Raw genomic sequence first — 18,823 nt, 5'->3', positions numbered from 1 at the left:
TAATCGGGTTTGGCGCGCAGCGCCATTTTTCGGTAATCGGCGATGCAGTCAACCTGGCAGCGCGGCTGGAAGATCTCTCGCAGCCCGGTGAGATACTCGTAGGTTCCTCCACAAGGGACGAGACTGAAGCAGATTTCGACTTTGACGTCCTTGGCCCTCGGCTGGTCAAGGGCAAGGAAAATCCGGTTACCGCATATCGGCTCTTGCGCGCCAAACCTGCAAAACGCTCGCGCACCCTTTTCGCAAGTCCGTTTGTCGGGCGGAATCCGGAGATGCAGGCTCTCCACGAACTGCTGCTGGCAGCGCAAGGCGGGCAAGGTTCAGCTGTGGAAATCGTTGGCGATGCCGGGGTCGGCAAGACACGCCTGATCGACGAAATTCGTTCGCGGGCGTCGGACGTTCGCTGGATTGAAGTTCGTGGCCATGAGGAGCGGCAGTCGACCGGTTTCGGGCTAGCGAGGAAGGTCGTGTTCGATCTCGTTGGAGTGTCGCGAGATGACAATCCACAAATGATACGCACCGCAATCCACGCTGCGTTGGCGAATGATCCGGTCGATGCGGATTTGGCCTATCTGGCGGCCATCGCCGGATTGCCCCGCAACGAATCCGATCACGACGCCTTTGAAGGCCGATCCGAGGCTGCACTGCAGCTCGCTTACGCGGCAGCATTCCGGCGCCTTCTGGCCGCCCAAGCGACACGATCACCGCTGGTGCTGGCATGGGAGGACTTGCACTGGGCCGATCGATCTTCGCTCGATCTTGTCCGGGCCTTGGCATTGGAGGGCCCAGTTCCCGGTATCTTTGCGATTTTTTCACGTCGACCCGACCGCGACGAGGCTGGAGCGATGCGCATCCCTGGTGCGGTCCCGATTCTGTTGGAATCCTTAAGCGCAAACGAGGCCGAGGCCTTGATTGCCGCCTTGCTCGACCCAAGCCTTCACGACGAAAAGCTAAGAAACCTCATCATCGAAAGGGTCGAGGGCAATCCATTTTTTCTCGAGGAAATGATCCGGGCGCTCGGCGATGATTTGGGACGAAATAGCGCTGATCGTGGTGAAGTCGGGACTGCGCTGACGGGTCAGACGCAATTGCCACTAACCGTCCAGGGTGTCATTATGGCCCGGCTCGACCGACTCTATCCCGAGGGCCGACAAGCCCTGCAAACAGCATCGGTGATCGGCCGGGCTTTTCAAACGACGCTGCTGGCGCTCGTTTCCGTAGACGAGCCGAGTTGGCATGAACGGTTGCCGGAAATCCTCCAGGATTTACACGAGCGTGACTTCACGCGGCCAAACGACAAAGCGATTACATCATACCGGTTCAAGCACGGGTTGGCCCAAGAAGTGACCTACGAGAGCTTACTGCATGCCAGGCGACGCGTGCTTCACCGCAGCGTTGCAAATGCCCTCATCCAGCAATTCGGCGAAACCGAAAACCTCGCGGGCACGCTCGCCTATCATTTCGAGCGAGGCGACCAACCGTTCGAGGCGAGCGTTCAGCTCATTCGTGCTGGCACTGCAGCGCGCCGCGCACATGCGAACGCCGAAGCTCTCGACCACTTCCGCCGCGCCGCCGAGCTTTTGCTTACTGTTGGCCGCTCTTCGCAGACCGACGACTTGCTTTGCGCCAGCCATGGAGGCGCAGGTGATATGCTCCTTCTCGCAGGCCGCTATGGCGAAGCACAGCTCCACTTCGCGAGCGCACTGTCATTGCTTTCCGAAGATGCGCATGTGGAGCGCGCTTCGCTGTTGCGTCGCTGCGGTCAGGCGCGAATGCTCGAACGCGACGCTGAAAGTGCCTGTACGTTTTATCAAAGTGCGATCGCAGCGCTTGGGAAAATGACCCACGACGTTGATCCGCTTACGCAGAGTGAGTGGATTCGGGCCAATCTAGACTTGCTCTGGCCGCTTTATTGGCGCGGTGAGCTTGTCGAAATGCAAACGGCCATCGATCGCGTTCGCCCGCATGTCCAGCGACATGGCACTCCCCGCCAGGTTGCCCGGCTTTTCGACCGTGAGATCATGCTGCGCCTGCAGATTGAAGGCTCAGGTGTGACCGCTGAAACAGTCGCGTTGGCAAAGCAGGCTGCAGAGGCTGTCGAGAACCCGGGAAGCCTCAGCGCGCGCACGCTAGGGCGGCAGACACTCGGGTATTGCTTGATGCTCAATGGACAGCCGCAATCGGCAAAAAGTCCACTTCTCGAGGCACTGGCCCTGTCACGCCAATCAGGCAATACCGACCAGGAAACACTGGCTTTAAGCAACCTGTCGATCGCTTGCCGCATGACAAGCGATACATCTGGCTGCGTCGACTATGCGCGTCAAATGCTGTGCATTGCCGAAAAAACCGAAAATAGGATCCAGATCGGCGTGGCTCAAGCCAACCTTGCTTGGGCGGCGCTGAGGCACAACAACAACGTCGAGGCAAATGTGTTTGCGCAGTCTGCGGTGGAGCACTGGAAGGGGCGGACGTTCCGGATGCAGTGGCTAGGCTGGTGGCCGGTGCTTTCGCTTGCCGTTATGCACAAGGATCAGCAAAAGTTTCTTCTGGCCTCAGCGATGCTGCTCCATGGCGAACAACTTCAGCCGCCCCTCGAAATCGCTCAAAAATTGCATCTTCTGGTAATGCAATTTAGCGATCAACCGCGAACAGATTGGATTATAGAAGCGAATATTTTAATCGAATACGCATCTGCAAACGGGCTAACCTGAGATTTCAAGCTCGGGATGTGATTCAATCACGGACGATGCGATGGCGGTTGTTAATTCTGGGGCCGCTATACTCAACTCCCATGTGAAAATTTCGGATCTCAAATCCTACATCAACCCACCAACCGCAACCCTGCCACCTCAACCTGCCCCGGCTGATCGGGCCAGATCCCCCGCGTATCGTACACCGCATGCCGCGCCCGTTCCGCCAATGGCACCGACTTGAACACGTCATGGTCCACCAGCACGATCAGCACACCGCAATCTTCGAGCGCGGCGTCGAGGTCGATCAGGCTGGCGCCGGTGCCTTCGAATTCGCGCGGCAATTGCGCGGCGTAAGGCTCCACGATGCGGATGCGGCTGCCGTATTTGCGCGCCAGCGTGGCCGCCACCAGCCGCGCGGGGCTTTCGCGGAAATCGTCGATGTTGGCCTTGAACGCCAGGCCCAGGCACGCGACGGGCACGCCGGGGTTGGCCTCGATCAGCGCGGTGGCGCGGGCGATCACGTGGTGGATTTTCTTGTCGTTCACCTCGCGCGCGGTGCGGATCAGCGGGGTCTGTTCGGGCGCGGCCGAGACGATGAACCACGGGTCGACCGCAATGCAGTGGCCGCCCACGCCCGGCCCCGGGGTCAGGATATTGACGCGCGGGTGGCGGTTGGCGAGCTTGATCACCTCCCACACGTCCAGGTTCATTGCGTCGGCCACGATCGACAATTCGTTGGCAAAGGCGATGTTGACGTCGCGGTAGGCGTTCTCGACCAGTTTGGTCATTTCGGCCGAGCGCGCATCGGTGGTGATGCAGGCGCCGCGCACGAAGCGCTTGTAAAAGCTTAACGCCTTGCGAGCGCACCGCGGGGTGATCCCGCCGATCGAGCGATCGTTGTTGGTCAGTTCCTCGAGGATCTTGCCCGGCAACACGCGCTCGGGGCAATAAGCGATCGAGACGTCAGGCGTGCCGGCGACGAGGCCGGGGAACTTCAGGTCAGGCCGCAACCCGGCCATCAGATCGCGCATCGCCTCGGTGGTGCCGACGGGCGAAGTCGATTCGAGGATCACCGTATCGCCGGCCTTCAGCACACCCGCCACTTCGGTCGCGGCGGCGAGCACATAGGAGATATCGGGCGTGTGGTGATCGTCCTTGGCAAACGGCGTCGGCACCGCGATCACGAACACGTCGCACGGTTCGATATGCGTCGAGGCGCGCAGCAATCCGCGCTGGACCACCGCGTGGACCAACCCGTCGAGATCGACTTCCTCGATGTGGATTTCGCCGCGGTTGATCGTGTCGACCACGCTTTGCGTCACGTCGAGCCCCAGCACCTGGTGTCCCGCGCGGGCGACGATGGCCGCTGTCGGAAGTCCGATGTAACCCAGCCCGACTACGCAAACGGTGGGCTTGATATCAGCTTGCATTCCCCAGCAACTCCACGATACGCCGCGCGGTCTGCCCGTCCCCGAAAGGATTGTGGGCCCGCGCCATGGCCGAATAGGCGGCCTTATCGTCAAGCAGAGTGAAGATTTCGGTAACGATAGTATCGGCATCGGTGCCCACCAGCTTGGCGGTTCCGGCGACCACGCCCTCGGGCCGCTCGGTCGTCTCGCGCATCACCAGCACCGGCTTGCCGAGCGCGGGCGCCTCTTCCTGCACGCCGCCGGAATCGGTGAGCATGATCTCGCTGATCGCGATGAGCCGGGCGAAGTGCGGGTAATCGAGCGGTTCGATCATCGCCACGTTGGGCAGGCCCGCCAGCGCCGCATCCATCACCTTGCGCACGTTGGGGTTGGGATGGACCGGGAAGATCAGCGCCACATCGGGCCGCGCGGCAATGCGGCGGATGGCTTCGGCGATGTTTTCCAGCCCGCCGCCGAAGTTCTCGCGGCGGTGGCTGGTGACGCCGATGATGCGCTTGCCGGCAAACCGCGCTTCCAGCTCAGCCAGTCCCGAGGCGAGCCCCGGTTCGGCCTCGATCCGCGCGGACACCCATTGCAGCGCGTCGATCACGGTGTTGCCGGTGACGTGGATCGTATCGGCCGCGACGTTCTCTGCGCGCAGGGCCGCAGCGCTGGTCTCGGTCGGCGCGCAGTGCAGCGCGGCGATCGTGCCGATGATCTTGCGGTTCACCTCTTCGGGCCAGGGCTGGTAGATATCGTGGCTGCGCAAGCCCGCCTCGACATGGCAGACGGGCAGCTTGCGGTAATAGGCCGCCAGCGCGCCGCTCATGGCGGTGGCGGTATCGCCCTGCACCACCACCCAATCGGGCGATTCGGCGTCCATCACTTTGCCCAGCCCGGTCAGCAGCGCGGCGGTGAGGCCATCGAGCGTTTGGTCGGGCTTCATCAGGTCAAGATCGTGCTCGGGCGTGATCCCGGCGATCGCCAGCACCTGATCGAGCATCCCGCGATGCTGCGCCGAAACGCAAGTCACCACGCGAAACCGCGCATCGGCGCCAAGCGCATGCACCAGCGGAAACAGCTTGATCGCTTCGGGACGGGTGCCGAAAATGACGAGGACGGTCTTGGTCATGCCTCGCCCATACACAACTCGTGTTAACCGTAAAACAACGCGGGACAGCGCCAGTCCGACACTCTATTGCGGCGCCATGCTGGATTATATTCGAAAACTGCAACACGGCGACATCTTCCCGCCGATCGATCACGAACTGATCGACTTGCGCAGCCGCCTGCACGGAAAGGTCCTCAACGCCGGCGCCGGCTGGCGCGATTTGTCGCATCTGGTCCCCGGCGAACTTATCAATCAGGACATCACCTGGGAAGGCGACGAGCGCACGCACATCGACCTGATCGCGCCGCTCCACGCCATCCCCGTGCCCGATGGCAGCTTCGATGCGGTGATCTGCCTGGCCGTGCTCGAACACGTGCAGAACCCGGTCGAATGCGTGGCCGAAATGGTGCGCGTGCTGAAGCCTGGCGGGATCATTGTTGCCAGTGTCCCGTTCATGCAGCCCGAACACAAGGTCCCGACCGACTACCAACGCTACACGAAGGACGGCCTAGCCGAGCTGTTCGGAAGCGAGCAGTTGTCGATCGAGGAAAACCGCGCGTTCTTTACGATTTACCACACGATGCACTGGATCGCGTCGGAATGGCTGAAGATGAAGAATACGCTGCCTTACAAGATCCTGCGGCGGATCGTGCTGATCCCGCTGGCGCACATGGCGCACAAGTCCGACCTGCAATCGGACATCCTCGCCTCGGCCTTCCGGATCGTCGCGGTCAAGCGGAGCTAACGGCGCGAGCGGAATCCGGCCGCCGGCATTAACCGTGAAATAAGAGCCTGCGCCTAAACACAGCATCGAAGCGGACCCAGCGCCCGCGCCGATGATGAGGCCCCTTTGCCGTGACCGCGATGTTCCCCCCCGTAAAATCCGCCCCCGCTGCCCGCCGCAAGGCCACTGCACCCGCCCGCAACACGCGCGTAACCGTGCTCGGCCTCGGCTATGTCGGCCTGCCGCTCGCGGTCGCGCTGGCCAAGCATTTCGACGTCACCGGCTTCGATATCGACACCCGCCGGCTCAAGGAACTCGAAGGTGCCCACGATCGCACCGGCGAGATCGAACCCGACCGCCTCACCGCCTCCACCCTCGCCGTCACCAGCGACACACAACTCTGCCCGGCGAGCGATTTCTACATCGTCACCGTCCCTACGCCCATCGACGAACACAACCGCCCCGATCTGCGCATCGTCGAAGCCGCCAGCCGCACCGTCGGCGAAATGCTCCGCGCCGCGCATGCCGAAGGCCTCAAACCGATCGTGGTGTACGAAAGCACCGTCTATCCCGGCGTGACCGAAGACGTCTGCGCGCCCATCCTCGAAGCGCACTCGGGCCTCAACTGCGGGCAGGATTTCTTTCTCGGCTACAGCCCCGAACGCATCAACCCCGGCGACCGCGAACACACCATCGAACGCATCACCAAAGTCGTCTCGGGCCAGACCCCCGAAGTGCTCGACCGCGTCGCCGATCTCTACGGCGCCGTCACCAGCGGCGGCGTGTTCCGCGCCGCCTCGATCAAGGCCGCCGAAGCCGCCAAAGTCATCGAAAACGCCCAGCGCGATATCAACATCGCCTTCATGAACGAGATCACCCAGATCTTCGGCCTGCTCGACCTATCCGTCTGGGACGTCCTCGCCGCCGCGCGCACCAAGTGGAACTTCCTGCCCTTCACCCCCGGCCTCGTCGGCGGCCACTGCATCGGCGTCGACCCCTACTACCTCTCCCACCGCGCCGAACAACTCGGCCACGACCCGCAAGTCATCCTCGCCGGCCGCGGCGTGAACGACGGCATGGCCAAATGGCTCGCCGGCAAACTCCACGCACTTCGCGGCGGCAAACCCGGCACCGCGCTGGTCCTGGGCCTGACCTTCAAGGAAGACGTGCCCGACTTGCGCAATTCCAAGGTGGCCGAAGTGGTGTCGGAACTGGCAGCGCTGGGCCACACGATAACGGTCCACGATCCGCTGGCCGACACAGACGAAGCTGCGCACGAATACGGCATCACGCTCGACGCCGATGCCCTGTCGCGCCAGTACGATTGCGTACTACTGGCCGTACCGCACCACGCTTATTTGAACCTCGGGCCGACGCGGGTGCGGGGGCTGGTTGCGCCGGGCGGGACTTTGGCGGACCTGAAGGGTGTGCTGGGGTCTGCGGCGGATTGGACTTTGTGAAGGTTTGTGAAGGTTTTAGAAGAGCCTCCGGCGGGCAAGGGCCATCGCCCTTGCATCCCGGGACTGGCCTCGTTGTGCACTACCGAAGCCGCAATTCCCGCCGCGAAGCGGCTATAGAATATTGCGACGATCCGTCACTATAGTAAAGTTGGACAATAGGTTCATGGGACACACCATATTTCTATGTTTAGAGCCCGTACAAGTATGTCTATAGCTGACGCCCTGCACGCATTTATCATTGAACTATCGTAAATCATCAAAGTGCCATATTTTAGCCAATTATGCCCTGTCTTACGACAATCCGCCATCGATTAGAGCGCTTATATCGTTCAACCTCATTACGCCTTGCCATGCCTTCAAGCCAGTACTCCAAACTGGAGGTACCACCAGAAAAACCTGATTCTCGAATAAATTTATCCAGAAGTTCAGCCTGAGCTAGTTCGCCTACGTCGGCATGCCTTTTTACAAACGAGGCAAAATTTTCGTATTGGCCTACATGTCCTACGGCATTTTTGACATCGTCTTTAATCCTGGATTGAAAAGCAAGAAGCTCATCGAGTACTAGTTCACTGAATTTTTCAAGATTTTCTCGCTGCCCTGATCGCGCAAGCGCTTCAACGATATGGCTAATTTCGTGCCAATTAAAACCACCATCCCATCGATAATCATCTAAAAATACCACCTCCTCTTCTTTATCAAGTTCTTCGTCGGAAGCCAATTGTGCCCATTGGTCATGACTCGATACTACTTGCAATTTATATTTTTCGGCTTCTTCTTTTAGCCATTTAAATGCTTCTTTTCTAAGATTTATTGCCTCTATTATAATAATAACCGCTTGAGTTAATGCGGCGGGATCATCGAGATGTCCAATAACATCGGCTCGTTTGCGAAGACGGCCGAGCGCTTTGACCGATCGAAGGTATTCAAAATTTTCAATGATCTCCCAGATACTTTGGGTTTGGTATTCGTCTTTCGGGTCATCGAAAATGGCACATAACTTTTTCTCAGAAACTGCAACTGACAGGATTTTTTGCGCGGCAGATTGAAATAATTCTCCAATCTCAGAAGCAGAAAAACCTGAGCACGACAAAACATTTTCCGCAGATCGAATAATTTCTTCGGAAAGTGCATTGCGATCAAATCCAAGAAAGTTGAATTCATATGTGACCATTCTGTCAGATCTCCAAAATGTTACACGGCCACTTAACCTACGGGAATTGGAACCGCGCATCATGGCGATGCCAGTTTACCTCTGCTAAGCTCAATACACTAGAAGAACCTGCCTCTATGAATGCCACCAACGCGCGCATTCTCCTACCGATCAAGAAGCGCACCAAATATCAAAGTTTGGCCACTAGGCCGGGATGGCACCCAACCTAGACAGTCCCGGGATGCAAGGGCAATGGCCCTTGCCCGCCGGAGGCACCTACCACTTAAAGGCTTGTAAAACATGAAAGTCCTAGTCACCGGCGTCGCCGGCTTCATCGGATACTCGCTGACCCGGCAGTTGCTTGCGCGGGGGGACAGCGTGATCGGGGTCGATGTGGTCAACGATTATTACGATGTGCGGCTGAAGGAAGCGCGGCTGGCGAAGCTGGTTGAGGCTGGCGGCGAGCGGTTCACGTTCCTGCGGCAGGACTTCGCCGATTATACCGGCCTTGTTGCTGCGCTGGAGCCGCATCGGTTCGACCGCGTGGTGCATCTGGGGGCGCAGGCGGGTGTGCGGTACTCGATCGAGAACCCGCATGCTTATGTGAGCGCCAACCTGGTCGGGCATCTCAACTTGCTCGAAGTCGCGCGGCATCGGGGGGTGGAGCATATGGTCTATGCCAGTTCGTCGTCGGTCTATGGCGGGAACACGCAGTTGCCGTTTTCGGTGGCGGACCGGGTCGATCACCCGCTGTCATTGTATGCGGCGACCAAGAAGGCGGACGAGTTGATGAGCGAGACTTACGCGCATCTCTATCGCCTGCCGTTGACGGGGCTGCGGTTTTTCACGGTTTATGGCCCGTGGGGTCGGCCCGACATGATGATGTGGATTTTCACCAAGGCGATCCTGGCGGGCCAGCCGATCCCGGTGTTCAACCACGGCGATATGTACCGCGATTTCACGTATATCGCGGATATCATCGCAGGCGTGATCGCCAGCCTCGACAACCCGCCGCCCGACGACGGCGCGGTGAAGGCGGGCGGGAGCCTGAAGCCGCACCGGCTCTACAACATCGGCAACCACCGCAGCGAGCACCTGATGAAGGTGATCGAGATTCTGGAGGCCGAATGCGGGCGCAAGGCCGAGATCGATTTCCAGCCGATGCAGCCGGGCGACGTGCGCCAGAGCTTTGCGGATATCGACGCGATTTCGGGTGATCTGGGGTACAAGCCGACGACGAGTATCGACGTGGGGGTTCCCAATTTTGTGCGGTGGTACAAGGATTATGTCGGAACCTGAAAAATCCACCGCTGCGCTTCGAACAAATAGTCAGGTTCGATACAAATATGATTTTATCTTTTTGTAGTTGTAAGCCAGATTTTGATACGATTGATCGGGGATTACCGAAGCCAGAGCGAGCCGCAAATCGGCGCCGCCCATCAGTCTGCCTTTTTTATGAAAACCTGCCATCTCCGTATCGAGCTTGATGAAGTTTTCAAAATCATCGGTAAATCTGTCTAAATTGAAATCGAAAATACACGCACCGCCGCTTTTGATTCCCACAAAATAGATATCTCTCGAAACCTTGTTTCTGAAAAATCTGAACGATGAAAACAAGTTTTCGAAATTCAACGCTTTTCTGAAATCGCTTTCGGTGAGGTTTTGGTAGTAGTCCCATCCCACGCTTTGCGTTCCTGGCGAATCCTGCGCCACGGTGCGCGTTGTGCCATGCTCAAGTCGGCCCGTCGTTGCGCAGGAAAAGGCAACAATTCCGCCCAATTTTGTCATTCGGTGCATATTGAGCAATGTTGCCTGCCAATGCGGGTTGTATTCGAAGCACTCACAAGAAATGGCAAGGTCGAAACTTTCGCTTGGCTCGGACACCTTTTCACCATCGCAAACCAGATCGACGCCCGGGCCTTCGACAAGATCAACGCCGATGTAGGAACTTTGCCCGAAAAAATTGCGAGTTCCACCGTTGACGTCGAATGAGCCAATTTCGATGATTTTTCGGTCGCTAAAATTGCTCGACAAGCTGTTCGCCAGCATTTCCACAAACTTCAACTGCTGCACATGAGCCATTTCATTCTCCTGTGGCGAGTTTTGCCGTAAAATTTGAATTGCAGCAATATTGTATCGCTTCGATCGGGCCGAACACAGGCGCGGATCGCGACAAAATCGCGATCATCAACTCAGCGCCGCACCACCTCGCCGCCCTTCATCACGAAGCCGACGTGTTGCAGCACGCGCACATCGGCCAGCGGATCGCCATCCACCGCGATCATGTCGCCATAGCGGCCCGCCGCAATCGCGCCCACATCCGCTGTCCGATCCAGCGCCTCGGCCGCGCTTTTCGTCGCCGCGGTGATCGCCTCGATTGGGGTCATCCCCCATTCGACCATCGTGGCGAACTGCTTGGCGTTGTCGCCGTTCGGGTACACCCCGCCATCGGTGCCGAACAGCAGCTTGACCCCCGCAGCGTGCGCGGCGCGGAAGGTTTCGCGTTGCTTGCGGCCGATCAGGCGTTCCTTGGCCAGGCTTTCGGCGAACACGCCGTTCTTTTCGCCTTCGGCCAGGATGTAGTCGTCGTTGTAGATGTCCATGTCGAACCAGGCGCCCTTGGCCTTGGCGAGCTTGAAGCTTTCCTCGTCGGCCAGGCTGGCGTGCTCGATCGTGTCGACCCCGGCGCGCAGCGCGTCGTTGATGCCGGCGGTGCCGTGCGCGTGCGCTGCCACGCGCATGCCGAGCATGTGCGCCTCGTCGACCACGGCTTTCACTTCCTCAAGGCTCATCTGCTGCGCGCCGACCGAGTCGGTCTTGGAGAACACGCCCCCGGTCATGCAGATCTTGATCACTTGCGCGCCGTACTTGCGCACCTTGCGCACTTGCGCGCGGAATTCCTGCGGAGAGTTGGCGATCTGCGGGCTGGGCACGTTGATCGAGGGCGGAAATTCCGTGGAATCGCAATGCCCGCCGGTCACGCCCAGCGCATAAGTCGCGGGCACGATCCGCGGGCCGGGCACGAAGCCGCCGTTGATCCCCTGCATCAGCGCCACGTCGGCATAGTTGTCCGACCCCACGTTGCGCACCGTGGTGAACCCGGCCTCCAGCGTTTTCTTCGCGTTGGCGACGCCGACCACGGTCCAGAAATTGTCGGTGAATTCCAGCCCGCGATAGCCGCTGAAATGGGGATCGCCGGTGAGGTGGACGTGCATGTCGATCAGGCCCGGAAGCAGCGTGCGATTGCCGAGGTCGATCACTTCGGCGTCCTTGGGCATCGCATCGCCCTTGTGCCCGACCGCGGTGATCCGCCCGTCGGTGACCGTGACTTGCGGATCATCCACCCGCTTGCCCGCCAGCACGTCGATCATGTGCGCGGCGGTTACAACCACGGTTTTGGCCGCCACGGCTTGCGGCAGCGCGAGCGCGATGATCATCGCAGTGGCAAACGGGATTCGCATGGGCTTTATCCTTATCAGGCGTAGGCAAGAGGCTCGGGTTGCGGGGCCGGCTTGCGCCCAACCGCCTTCGATCGCGCGATGGACGGTTTCTCGACCAGGCGCCAGAACCCCCAGGCGAATGCCACCGTTACCGCGAAGGCGGCCAGGTCGATGCCCATGTGCACGGCCAATCCGGACTGCGACAGCCTGCGCGGCCACGGATCGATCGTGCCGAGGGCGATCCAGCAGCCGATCGGCAAGTGGATCAGGTAGATGCTGTAGGACCAGTCGCCAAGCTTGCGCAGCACACGCTCGCCATTCAGCCAATCGCCCCACGGCGCGGTCGACGCCACGATCAGGAACGCGGCCAGCAATGCAAAGGACATTTCCAGCCAGGTGCGATGCGTTGCCATCGTCGCCAGGCACAGCACTGCAAGCAGAACCGGGCGCCAGCCGCGTTCGCGATCCCATTCGGCTATGGCCGTACCCAGCGCGAAGAAGCACCACTGATAGACGAAGAACAACGGCACGAAGGTCTTTTCCGATGTCCAGAACAGCGCCAGCACCGCCGGCGCCACCAGCACCGCCCAGCGCGCCCGCGGCACCAGCAGCGCAAGGCTGAGCCACAGGTAGAACGCCAATTCGTAGGTCAGCGTCCAGTACACCCAGTTGATCGGCGAGACCGGGGTGGCCGGCTGTGTGGTCAAAGTCAGCGTGGCGATCCAGCCGAGCGCGCTGTGCGGCAATACGATCAGGTCGTTGTTGCCCGTCAACAGTTTGTGGAAGATGATCACCGCCATCACCACCGCCAGGCTGGCGAGATAAGGCGGGTAGATCCGCCAGAACCGGCGGGCGAGGAAATCGCGCGCGCTGTCGGTCCGCAGCAGGCTGGAATGGACGGCAAAGCCGCTGATCACGAAGAAGATCGTCACGCCCAGTGCGCCGCTCATCATGAAATCGTAATAGGCCTGATGCGCACTTCCGGCATAGCGGGTATGGTCTCCGCCGATCTTGTTGATGTGGAAGATCGCGACCCACGATGCCGCAAACCCGCGCATCGAATCGATGAATGTGAAGCGCCTGCCCGGCGCTGCCACTGTTCCGCTTGCGTCCGTCACGCCATTCCCCCCGTAAGTATCTCGGCGTCAGCCTGCCGGCATCTGCTGGCTGGCGCAATGGAAGCCGCCGCCCCCCGCCAGCACCGCATCGGCCATCAGGCCAACCACGTCACGCCCGGGGAATAGCGCGGCGATCGCGGCCACTCCATCGGCATCGTGCGGGCTGCCGAACACCGGCACGACCACCATATGCGTGGTCACCACGAAGTTCATGTAGCTGGCCGGCTGGACCACGTCGCCCCATTCGATCCGCCCCGGCGAAGGGACTTCGGCCACCGAAACCCCGAACGCTCGTGCGCGCGCGGCGGCATCGGCGTAGATCGCGGCGTTGGGATCGTCCGCCCCGGTCGCCACCGGCACCGCGATCCGGTTCGGCGCGACGAAGCGCGCGAGGTTGTCGACATGGCCGTCGGTGTGATCGTTGATCAGCCCATCGCCCAGCCACAGCACGCGGGTGTAGCCAAGGTCACGCGCCAGCCGCGTTTCAAGCTCGGCGCGGGAAAGGCGCGGGTTGCGGTTGGGGTTGAGCAGGCACTGTTCGGTCGTGGCGACAAGCCCGGTGCCATCACCATCGAGCGCGCCGCCTTCGAGAATCCAGTCGGCGCGGGTGGCTGAAAGTACGGCGCTGGCGGCCAGATCGGCGCCGATCGCCTCGTCGCCAGGCATCAGGTACTTGCCGCCCCAGCCGTTGAACCCGAACAGCCGTGCCGCGCGGTTTCCGTCTGCCCCGCGCACCACCAGCGGCCCGGTATCGCGCAACCAAACATCGCCGTAGACGCGTTCCTCGATCGTGACGGCCGCGCTGCACAGCGCCTCCGCCCTCGCGCGGTTGGCCGCATCGCGCACCACCAACCGCACCGCCTGCCCGCTCTCCGCCACGGCGCTGGCAAACGCCGCGATCTGCTCTTGCGCCCGGCCGAGCATACCCGGCCACTCGTCGGCCAGGTGCGGAAAACCCACCCACAGCCACTCCTGCGGGTACCATTCGGGAGGGATAGTATATACTATTGACATTCACGATTCCGTATGAGTATATAAGGTTGCACAAAGGAGAACAACGATGGGAAAATATGATCCTCTCGCTCGCTACCTCAATCAGGCGGACGGAGAAAGCATCGACGCCAGTTTTGCGCAGGTGGAGGCCGTTCTTGGCTTCAAGTTGCCTGACAGCGCTTACCGTCATCAAGCATGGTGGGCCAATCAGACGAATGGCAGTCACAGCCACTCTCGGAGCTGGCAAGGCGCAGGCTGGGATACCTGCCAGGTCAACACAGCCCGTCGAACAGTTCGCTTCGAGCGGCGCAAAAGTGTTTCCAAGCAAACCCTTCAGAAGCGGCCGCCAGTTGTGCACGAGTCCAGCGATGACGCTTTGATCGACAAGGCAAGAGACATTACAGGGATCAACGACCGTGAGATGTTGGTAAAAGCTGGGCTTGAAGCGCTGATTCAGCGGGAGGCCGCAGCCTATCTCGCCTCGCTCGGCGGTACGATGCCTGATGCCAAGGCTGCACCGCGTCGGCGTTTTTCGTGGCGATCCTGATCGACTCCTCGGTCTGGATTGACCATTTCCGCTCGCCCATCGATGCGATTGCAGGCCAGATTCTAGCCGGTGACGTTCGCATGCACCGCTTCGTGATCGGCGAATTGGCGCTTGGTTCGCTGCCGGACAGGGCAAGATTTCTGCGCTTTCTACATGCGCTGCCGTCCATCCCGCCGTCTGACCACGAGGCGCTGCTCGCGTTCATCGGCGAAGCTGCGCTCGATAACAAGGGCGTCGGCTTCGTCGATGCACACCTGCTCAAAGCCTGCGCCGACCATGGCCTTATGCTCTGGACCCACGACCGCCGCCTCGCAGAGCAGGCCGAACGGCTCGGCCTGCTCCACACCGCCTGACCGTCAGCACCCGCCCTTCACGCCTGCGCAGCTTGCGTCGCGCGCCTTGCGGAATTCGTCGGAGGGGTGCCAGTTGGGCCAGGCGGTGGTCGTCGCCAGCATCCGGCCGAGCTTGTAGTAAAGCTGCACGTCAGCGGTGATGCCCGACCAATCCCAGTTCGGTGAATATTGGTCGCTCGGCTGGTGGTAGCGGTGCTCGACATAATCCTCGCTCGCCGCCGCGCCAGCCGCCTTGCCGCCGTTCACATAATCGGTGCCGCGGCCCAGATCGAACATCGGCACGCCGCGCTTGGCCAGGCTGAAGTGGTCCGAGCGGTAGTAGCTGCCGCGCTCAGGATGATCCTCAGGGCTTTCGACAAGCCCTCCCTCAGCCAGCGCCTGGCGGAAATAGGCCGTCAGGTCGGACTTGTCGCCGCCAGTCATCGCGTAATCGTGCGCGGCGCCGGTGGGTGCGAGCGAATCCATGTTCACGCCGCCCACGGTGCGGGCAAGCGGATAGACCGGGTGCTGCGCGTACCACTCAGAGCCGAGCAGCCCCGATTCCTCAAGCGTGACGGACACGAACACCTGGCTGCGCGCCGCAGCCCCCGCCTTCACATTTGCCTTCGCCAAAGCGGCGAGCGCCGCGACGCCGGTGGCGTTGTCGACCGCGCCGTTGCAGATGCCGTCTCCTTTCGCATCGGGCTTGCAGTGCCCCAGGTGGTCCCAATGCGCAGTGTAGAGCACGTATTCCTGCGGGCGCGTCTGGCCGGGCAGGATGCCGACCACGTTATGCGAGTTCGATCGCCGAATCGCGCTGTCGAAGCCAAGGCTGGCCTTCACCCCCAGCGGCACCGCGCGGAAGCCCTTGTGCGTGGCGGCTTCGGTCAATTTGGTGAGATCCTGCCCTGCCGCAGCGAAGATCTTCTGCGCCACCGGCAGTTGCACCCAGCCGTTGACCTCGGTCTGGTCCATCGCGTTGTTGGCCTTGGCCACGAAATACTGCGCGCCAGACCAGCTCGATTGCACCACGTTCCAGCCATAAGCAGCGGGGAAAGTGTCGTGCACGATCAGCGCGCCCACCGCGCCTTGCCGCGCGGCTTCCTCGAACTTGTAGGTCCAGCGGCCGTAATAGGTCATCCGGCGCCCCTTGAAGAGCCCAACCTCGCCCTCTTCGCGGTAATCGGGATCGTTCACCAGGATCACCGCGATCTTGCCGTGCATGTCTACGCCGGCATAGTCGTTCCAGCCCAGCTCGGGCGCGTTGACGCCGTGGCCGACGAACACCAGTTCGCTCGGGGCAATCTCTGTGTGCGGCACCACGCGGTAGCTGCCTGCGACGAATTCGCTGCCGTAGGCGAAGCTGAGTGGTGCGCCGCCGCCGGTGATCGTCAGCGGGGTGTGGTGGGTGCCGGTCATCTCCACCGTCGGCACGTCCTGCAACCATCCCGCAGGCTTGCCCTTGCTCGCGGGGACGCCGGGCTTGAGCCCCGCTGCCTTGAACTGCGCGATGATCGTATCGAGCACCTTGGGCTCGGCGCGGGTACTGGGCCCGCGCCCTTCGAGCGCATCGGACGACAGCGTTTTCACCACGTCCTTCATCAGCGGAACGTCGACCGCAGGCGTGGCGACATGGGGGATCGCGGCCTGCGGCCCGGTGGCGGCGACCAGCAGCGAGGCAGATGCCAGCGTGATTGCACGCAACGGGAACCGGACAAAACTCTGCGGAAAAATCATGGGGCTGTGTCCTGCTGCGATCCACCGGGCGACCCTTTCGCCCCGGCCGATATGGCACCTGTGTTGCGGGGACGTGATGGCAGAGCGTGCCATCGCCCGCAAGCGAAGGCGCGTTGGTGCTTGATCGCCCGCGGGCAAGCGGGCACTCCCGCCCGATGAGCGGAACCGAGACGGCGACAGGCGCGGATCAGGCCGGTTGGACCAGCGCGATGGCCCGCGCCCGGGCGCACGCCCCGTTCCTGGCCGATGCGCTCGACAAGCTGCCCGATCTGGCAAATTTGCTGAGCTCGGGCTTGTTCGACGATGCGCTCGCGCACGCGAAGGCGGCGGGACATGACGAAGCCGAGACCGGCGCGGCCCTGCGGCGCGAGCGGCTGTCGCTGGCACTGACGCTGGGAGTAGCCGACCTGGCCGGCGCGCTGCCACTGGCGCGGGTGATGCGCGAATTGTCCGCCTTCGCCGACCGCGCGCTCGATACCGCAATCCGCGATGCCGTGGCGCAGCGCACTGCCGATGCAGACTTCGCCGGCTTCGCGGCGATCGCGCTCGGCAAGCAGGGCGCCGAGGAACTGAACTATTCCTCGGACATCGATCCGATCCTGCTTTACGATCCCGCCACGCTGCCGCACCGCCCGCGCGAAGAAGCCGGAGAGGCCGCGCAGCGCATTGCGCGCACCGTGGTGCAAACGCTCTCTGCGCGCACCGAACTCGGCTATGTGTTCCGCGTCGACTTGCGGCTGCGCCCAGCGTCCGAAGTCAGCCCGCTGGCGATCCCGCTGCTCGGCGCGATCAGCCACTACGAAAGCAGTGCACTGGCGTGGGAGCGCGCGGCTTACATCCGCTCGCGCGCCTGCGCCGGCGACGTTGCGATGGGCCAGGCGTTCCTCGACACGATCCGCCCGTTCGTGTGGCGCCGCAGCCTCGATTTCGGCGCGATTGCCGAGATCGCCGCGCTTACCGCGCGGATCCGCGCGCATTACGCAGCGGGCCAGCAGGTCGGTCCCGGCTTCGATCTGAAACGCGGGCGCGGCGGCATCCGCGAGGTGGAGTTCTTCGCGCAAGTCCACCAGTTGATCCACGGCGGGCGCGATCCGTCGCTGCGGATGCGCGGCACCCGCCCCGCGCTCGATGCGCTGGCGGCGGCCGGGATCATCGACACCGAGGACGCGGCGGTGCTCGGCGCCAGCTATGACCGGTTGCGCACGATCGAGCACCGCTTGCAGATGGTGTCCGACCAGCAGACGCACGCGCTGCCCGCCAACCTCGCCGCGCTCGACAACGTCGCGCGGCTTGATCGATTGCCCGATGGCGCGGCGCTGGTGGCCGAAGTGGCGGCGATTTCCGAAGCGGTCGGCGTGCGCTACGATGCCTTGCTGGCCACGGTCGGGCCGAAATCGCATAGTCCGCGCCCTGCACCATCGCCCGCTGCGCCACCCTTGCGCGAACAGCTCGCCGCGCTCGGCTTCGCCGACACCGAAGCCCTCGCCACCCGGATCGAAGGCTGGACCAGCGGCAGCACCCGCGCGCTGCGTGGGCCCGAGGCCCGCTCTGCCTTCGCCAACATCCGCCCTGCCCTGCTCGCCGCGCTGGCCGAGGCGCCCGATCCGATGCGCGCGCTGCTGCGGTGGGAGCAAGTGCTCGCCCAGTTGCCCAGCGCGATCAACGTGTTCCGGTTGCTGGAAGCGCGGCCCGGCCTGCTCGCGGTGATGGTCAAGGTGTTGTCGCATGCGCCCGTGCTGGCCGACGAACTGGCGCGCCGCTCCGACCTCGTCGACATCCTCATCGACCGCACCGCCTTCGACCTCCCGGGCAGCGTGGCCCAGATCGCCGCCGGGTTCGCACGCGGCGAAGCGGGTGACGATTACCAGCGGCTGCTCGACCGCGTGCGGCTGCGCGTGGGCGAAATGCGCTTTGCGTTGGGCGTCCAACTGATCGAAGGGGGACGCGATCCGCTCGATGTCGCCGCCGCGCTGGCGCGGGTGGCGGAGGCCGCGATCATCGTGCTGGGCGACGCGGCGACGCGCGAGTTCGAAATGGTCCACGGCCAGGTCCCCGATAGCCGCATGGCGATCCTCGGACTGGGGCGGCTGGGTGGCGGCGCGCTGACGC

The 18,823-nt window shown here is 62.0% G+C and carries 15 protein-coding genes; 7 read left to right on the top strand and 8 right to left on the bottom strand.

Annotated features, from left to right (window positions below):
- Positions 1 to 2,711 (top strand): adenylate/guanylate cyclase domain-containing protein (locus Q0R16_RS01980; protein WP_295631279.1); only part of this gene is annotated, 2,711 nt, incomplete at its 5' end.
- A gap of 110 nt (positions 2,712 to 2,821) precedes the next feature.
- Here Q0R16_RS01980 and wecC read toward each other — a convergent pair.
- Positions 2,822 to 4,123, bottom strand: coding sequence for a UDP-N-acetyl-D-mannosamine dehydrogenase (gene wecC / locus Q0R16_RS01975; protein ID WP_295631276.1), 1,302 nt, complete (start codon positions 4,121 to 4,123; stop codon positions 2,822 to 2,824).
- Positions 4,113 to 5,234, bottom strand: coding sequence for a UDP-N-acetylglucosamine 2-epimerase (non-hydrolyzing) (gene wecB / locus Q0R16_RS01970; protein WP_295631274.1), 1,122 nt, complete (start codon positions 5,232 to 5,234; stop codon positions 4,113 to 4,115). The genes wecC and wecB overlap by 11 nt, the downstream gene beginning before the upstream one ends.
- Positions 5,235 to 5,310: 76 nt before the next feature.
- Here wecB and Q0R16_RS01965 point away from each other — a divergent pair, with 76 nt between their 5' ends.
- Both Q0R16_RS01965 and Q0R16_RS01960 read left to right on the top strand, forming a co-directional pair.
- Positions 5,311 to 5,958: a class I SAM-dependent methyltransferase gene (locus tag Q0R16_RS01965; RefSeq protein ID WP_295631272.1), complete on the top strand. Its 648-nt coding sequence runs from the start codon at positions 5,311 to 5,313 to the stop codon at positions 5,956 to 5,958.
- A gap of 119 nt (positions 5,959 to 6,077) precedes the next feature.
- Positions 6,078 to 7,397, top strand: a complete 1,320-nt coding sequence (locus Q0R16_RS01960) for a nucleotide sugar dehydrogenase (RefSeq protein WP_295631270.1) — start codon at positions 6,078 to 6,080, stop codon at positions 7,395 to 7,397.
- A 271-nt stretch (positions 7,398 to 7,668) separates the two neighbouring features.
- Here the strand turns inward: Q0R16_RS01960 and Q0R16_RS01955 are convergent, their stop codons facing one another.
- On the bottom strand, positions 7,669 to 8,568 hold the full coding sequence (locus Q0R16_RS01955; RefSeq protein WP_295631268.1) for a hypothetical protein: 900 nt from the start codon (positions 8,566 to 8,568) through the stop codon (positions 7,669 to 7,671).
- Between the two features lie 279 nt (positions 8,569 to 8,847).
- Between Q0R16_RS01955 and Q0R16_RS01950 the strand changes: the two genes are divergently transcribed.
- On the top strand, positions 8,848 to 9,846 hold the full coding sequence (locus Q0R16_RS01950) for a GDP-mannose 4,6-dehydratase (RefSeq protein ID WP_295631266.1): 999 nt from the start codon (positions 8,848 to 8,850) through the stop codon (positions 9,844 to 9,846).
- Positions 9,847 to 9,876: 30 nt separating this feature from the next.
- Here the strand turns inward: Q0R16_RS01950 and Q0R16_RS01945 are convergent, their stop codons facing one another.
- The 4 genes from Q0R16_RS01945 to Q0R16_RS01930 all read right to left on the bottom strand — a co-directional run bounded on the left by Q0R16_RS01945 (position 9,877) and on the right by Q0R16_RS01930 (position 14,119).
- A complete protein-coding gene (locus tag Q0R16_RS01945; protein WP_295631264.1) occupies positions 9,877 to 10,629 on the bottom strand; it encodes a methyltransferase domain-containing protein in 753 nt (250 codons plus the stop codon).
- A 110-nt stretch (positions 10,630 to 10,739) separates the two neighbouring features.
- Complete coding sequence (locus tag Q0R16_RS01940) at positions 10,740 to 12,008, bottom strand: amidohydrolase family protein (protein WP_295631261.1); 1,269 nt, start codon at positions 12,006 to 12,008, stop codon at positions 10,740 to 10,742.
- A gap of 14 nt (positions 12,009 to 12,022) precedes the next feature.
- Positions 12,023 to 13,105, bottom strand: coding sequence for an acyltransferase (locus tag Q0R16_RS01935; protein ID WP_295631259.1), 1,083 nt, complete (start codon positions 13,103 to 13,105; stop codon positions 12,023 to 12,025).
- 27 nt (positions 13,106 to 13,132) lie between these two features.
- Complete coding sequence (locus Q0R16_RS01930; RefSeq protein ID WP_295631257.1) at positions 13,133 to 14,119, bottom strand: agmatine deiminase family protein; 987 nt, start codon at positions 14,117 to 14,119, stop codon at positions 13,133 to 13,135.
- A 46-nt stretch (positions 14,120 to 14,165) separates the two neighbouring features.
- On the opposite strand from Q0R16_RS01930, the gene Q0R16_RS01925 reads away from it, so the two are divergent.
- Positions 14,166 to 14,645, top strand: a complete 480-nt coding sequence (locus Q0R16_RS01925; protein ID WP_295631254.1) for a type II toxin-antitoxin system VapB family antitoxin — start codon at positions 14,166 to 14,168, stop codon at positions 14,643 to 14,645.
- The gene (locus tag Q0R16_RS01920; protein WP_295631252.1) at positions 14,633 to 14,998 is read left to right on the top strand and encodes a type II toxin-antitoxin system VapC family toxin; all 366 of its coding nucleotides are present in this window, start codon (positions 14,633 to 14,635) and stop codon (positions 14,996 to 14,998) included. The genes Q0R16_RS01925 and Q0R16_RS01920 overlap by 13 nt, the downstream gene beginning before the upstream one ends.
- Positions 14,999 to 15,001: 3 nt before the next feature.
- Here Q0R16_RS01920 and Q0R16_RS01915 read toward each other — a convergent pair whose 3' ends face one another.
- A complete protein-coding gene (locus Q0R16_RS01915) occupies positions 15,002 to 16,714 on the bottom strand; it encodes a M28 family metallopeptidase (RefSeq protein ID WP_295631250.1) in 1,713 nt (570 codons plus the stop codon).
- A 155-nt stretch (positions 16,715 to 16,869) separates the two neighbouring features.
- Between Q0R16_RS01915 and Q0R16_RS01910 the strand changes: the two genes are divergently transcribed.
- A partial coding sequence (locus Q0R16_RS01910; protein ID WP_295631248.1) for a glutamine-synthetase adenylyltransferase occupies positions 16,870 to 18,823 on the top strand: 1,954 nt, incomplete at its 3' end.

Source organism: Novosphingobium sp., assembly GCF_025351285.1.
Classification (GTDB): domain Bacteria; phylum Pseudomonadota; class Alphaproteobacteria; order Sphingomonadales; family Sphingomonadaceae; genus Novosphingobium.
Note: the sequence above shows the minus strand (reverse complement) of the source record. Positions and strands in the feature narration are given on the sequence as shown.

Coding starts and splice junctions, on each gene's coding strand:
- wecC (WP_295631276.1), bottom strand. CDS start 4,123: ATGCAAGCTGATATCAAGCCCACCGTTTGCGTAGTCGGGCTGGGTTAC.
- wecB (WP_295631274.1), bottom strand. CDS start 5,234: ATGACCAAGACCGTCCTCGTCATTTTCGGCACCCGTCCCGAAGCGATC.
- Q0R16_RS01965 (WP_295631272.1), top strand. CDS start 5,311: ATGCTGGATTATATTCGAAAACTGCAACACGGCGACATCTTCCCGCCG.
- Q0R16_RS01960 (WP_295631270.1), top strand. CDS start 6,078: ATGTTCCCCCCCGTAAAATCCGCCCCCGCTGCCCGCCGCAAGGCCACT.
- Q0R16_RS01955 (WP_295631268.1), bottom strand. CDS start 8,568: ATGGTCACATATGAATTCAACTTTCTTGGATTTGATCGCAATGCACTT.
- Q0R16_RS01950 (WP_295631266.1), top strand. CDS start 8,848: ATGAAAGTCCTAGTCACCGGCGTCGCCGGCTTCATCGGATACTCGCTG.
- Q0R16_RS01945 (WP_295631264.1), bottom strand. CDS start 10,629: ATGGCTCATGTGCAGCAGTTGAAGTTTGTGGAAATGCTGGCGAACAGC.
- Q0R16_RS01940 (WP_295631261.1), bottom strand. CDS start 12,008: ATGCGAATCCCGTTTGCCACTGCGATGATCATCGCGCTCGCGCTGCCG.
- Q0R16_RS01930 (WP_295631257.1), bottom strand. CDS start 14,119: ATGTCAATAGTATATACTATCCCTCCCGAATGGTACCCGCAGGAGTGG.
- Q0R16_RS01925 (WP_295631254.1), top strand. CDS start 14,166: ATGGGAAAATATGATCCTCTCGCTCGCTACCTCAATCAGGCGGACGGA.
- Q0R16_RS01915 (WP_295631250.1), bottom strand. CDS start 16,714: ATGATTTTTCCGCAGAGTTTTGTCCGGTTCCCGTTGCGTGCAATCACG.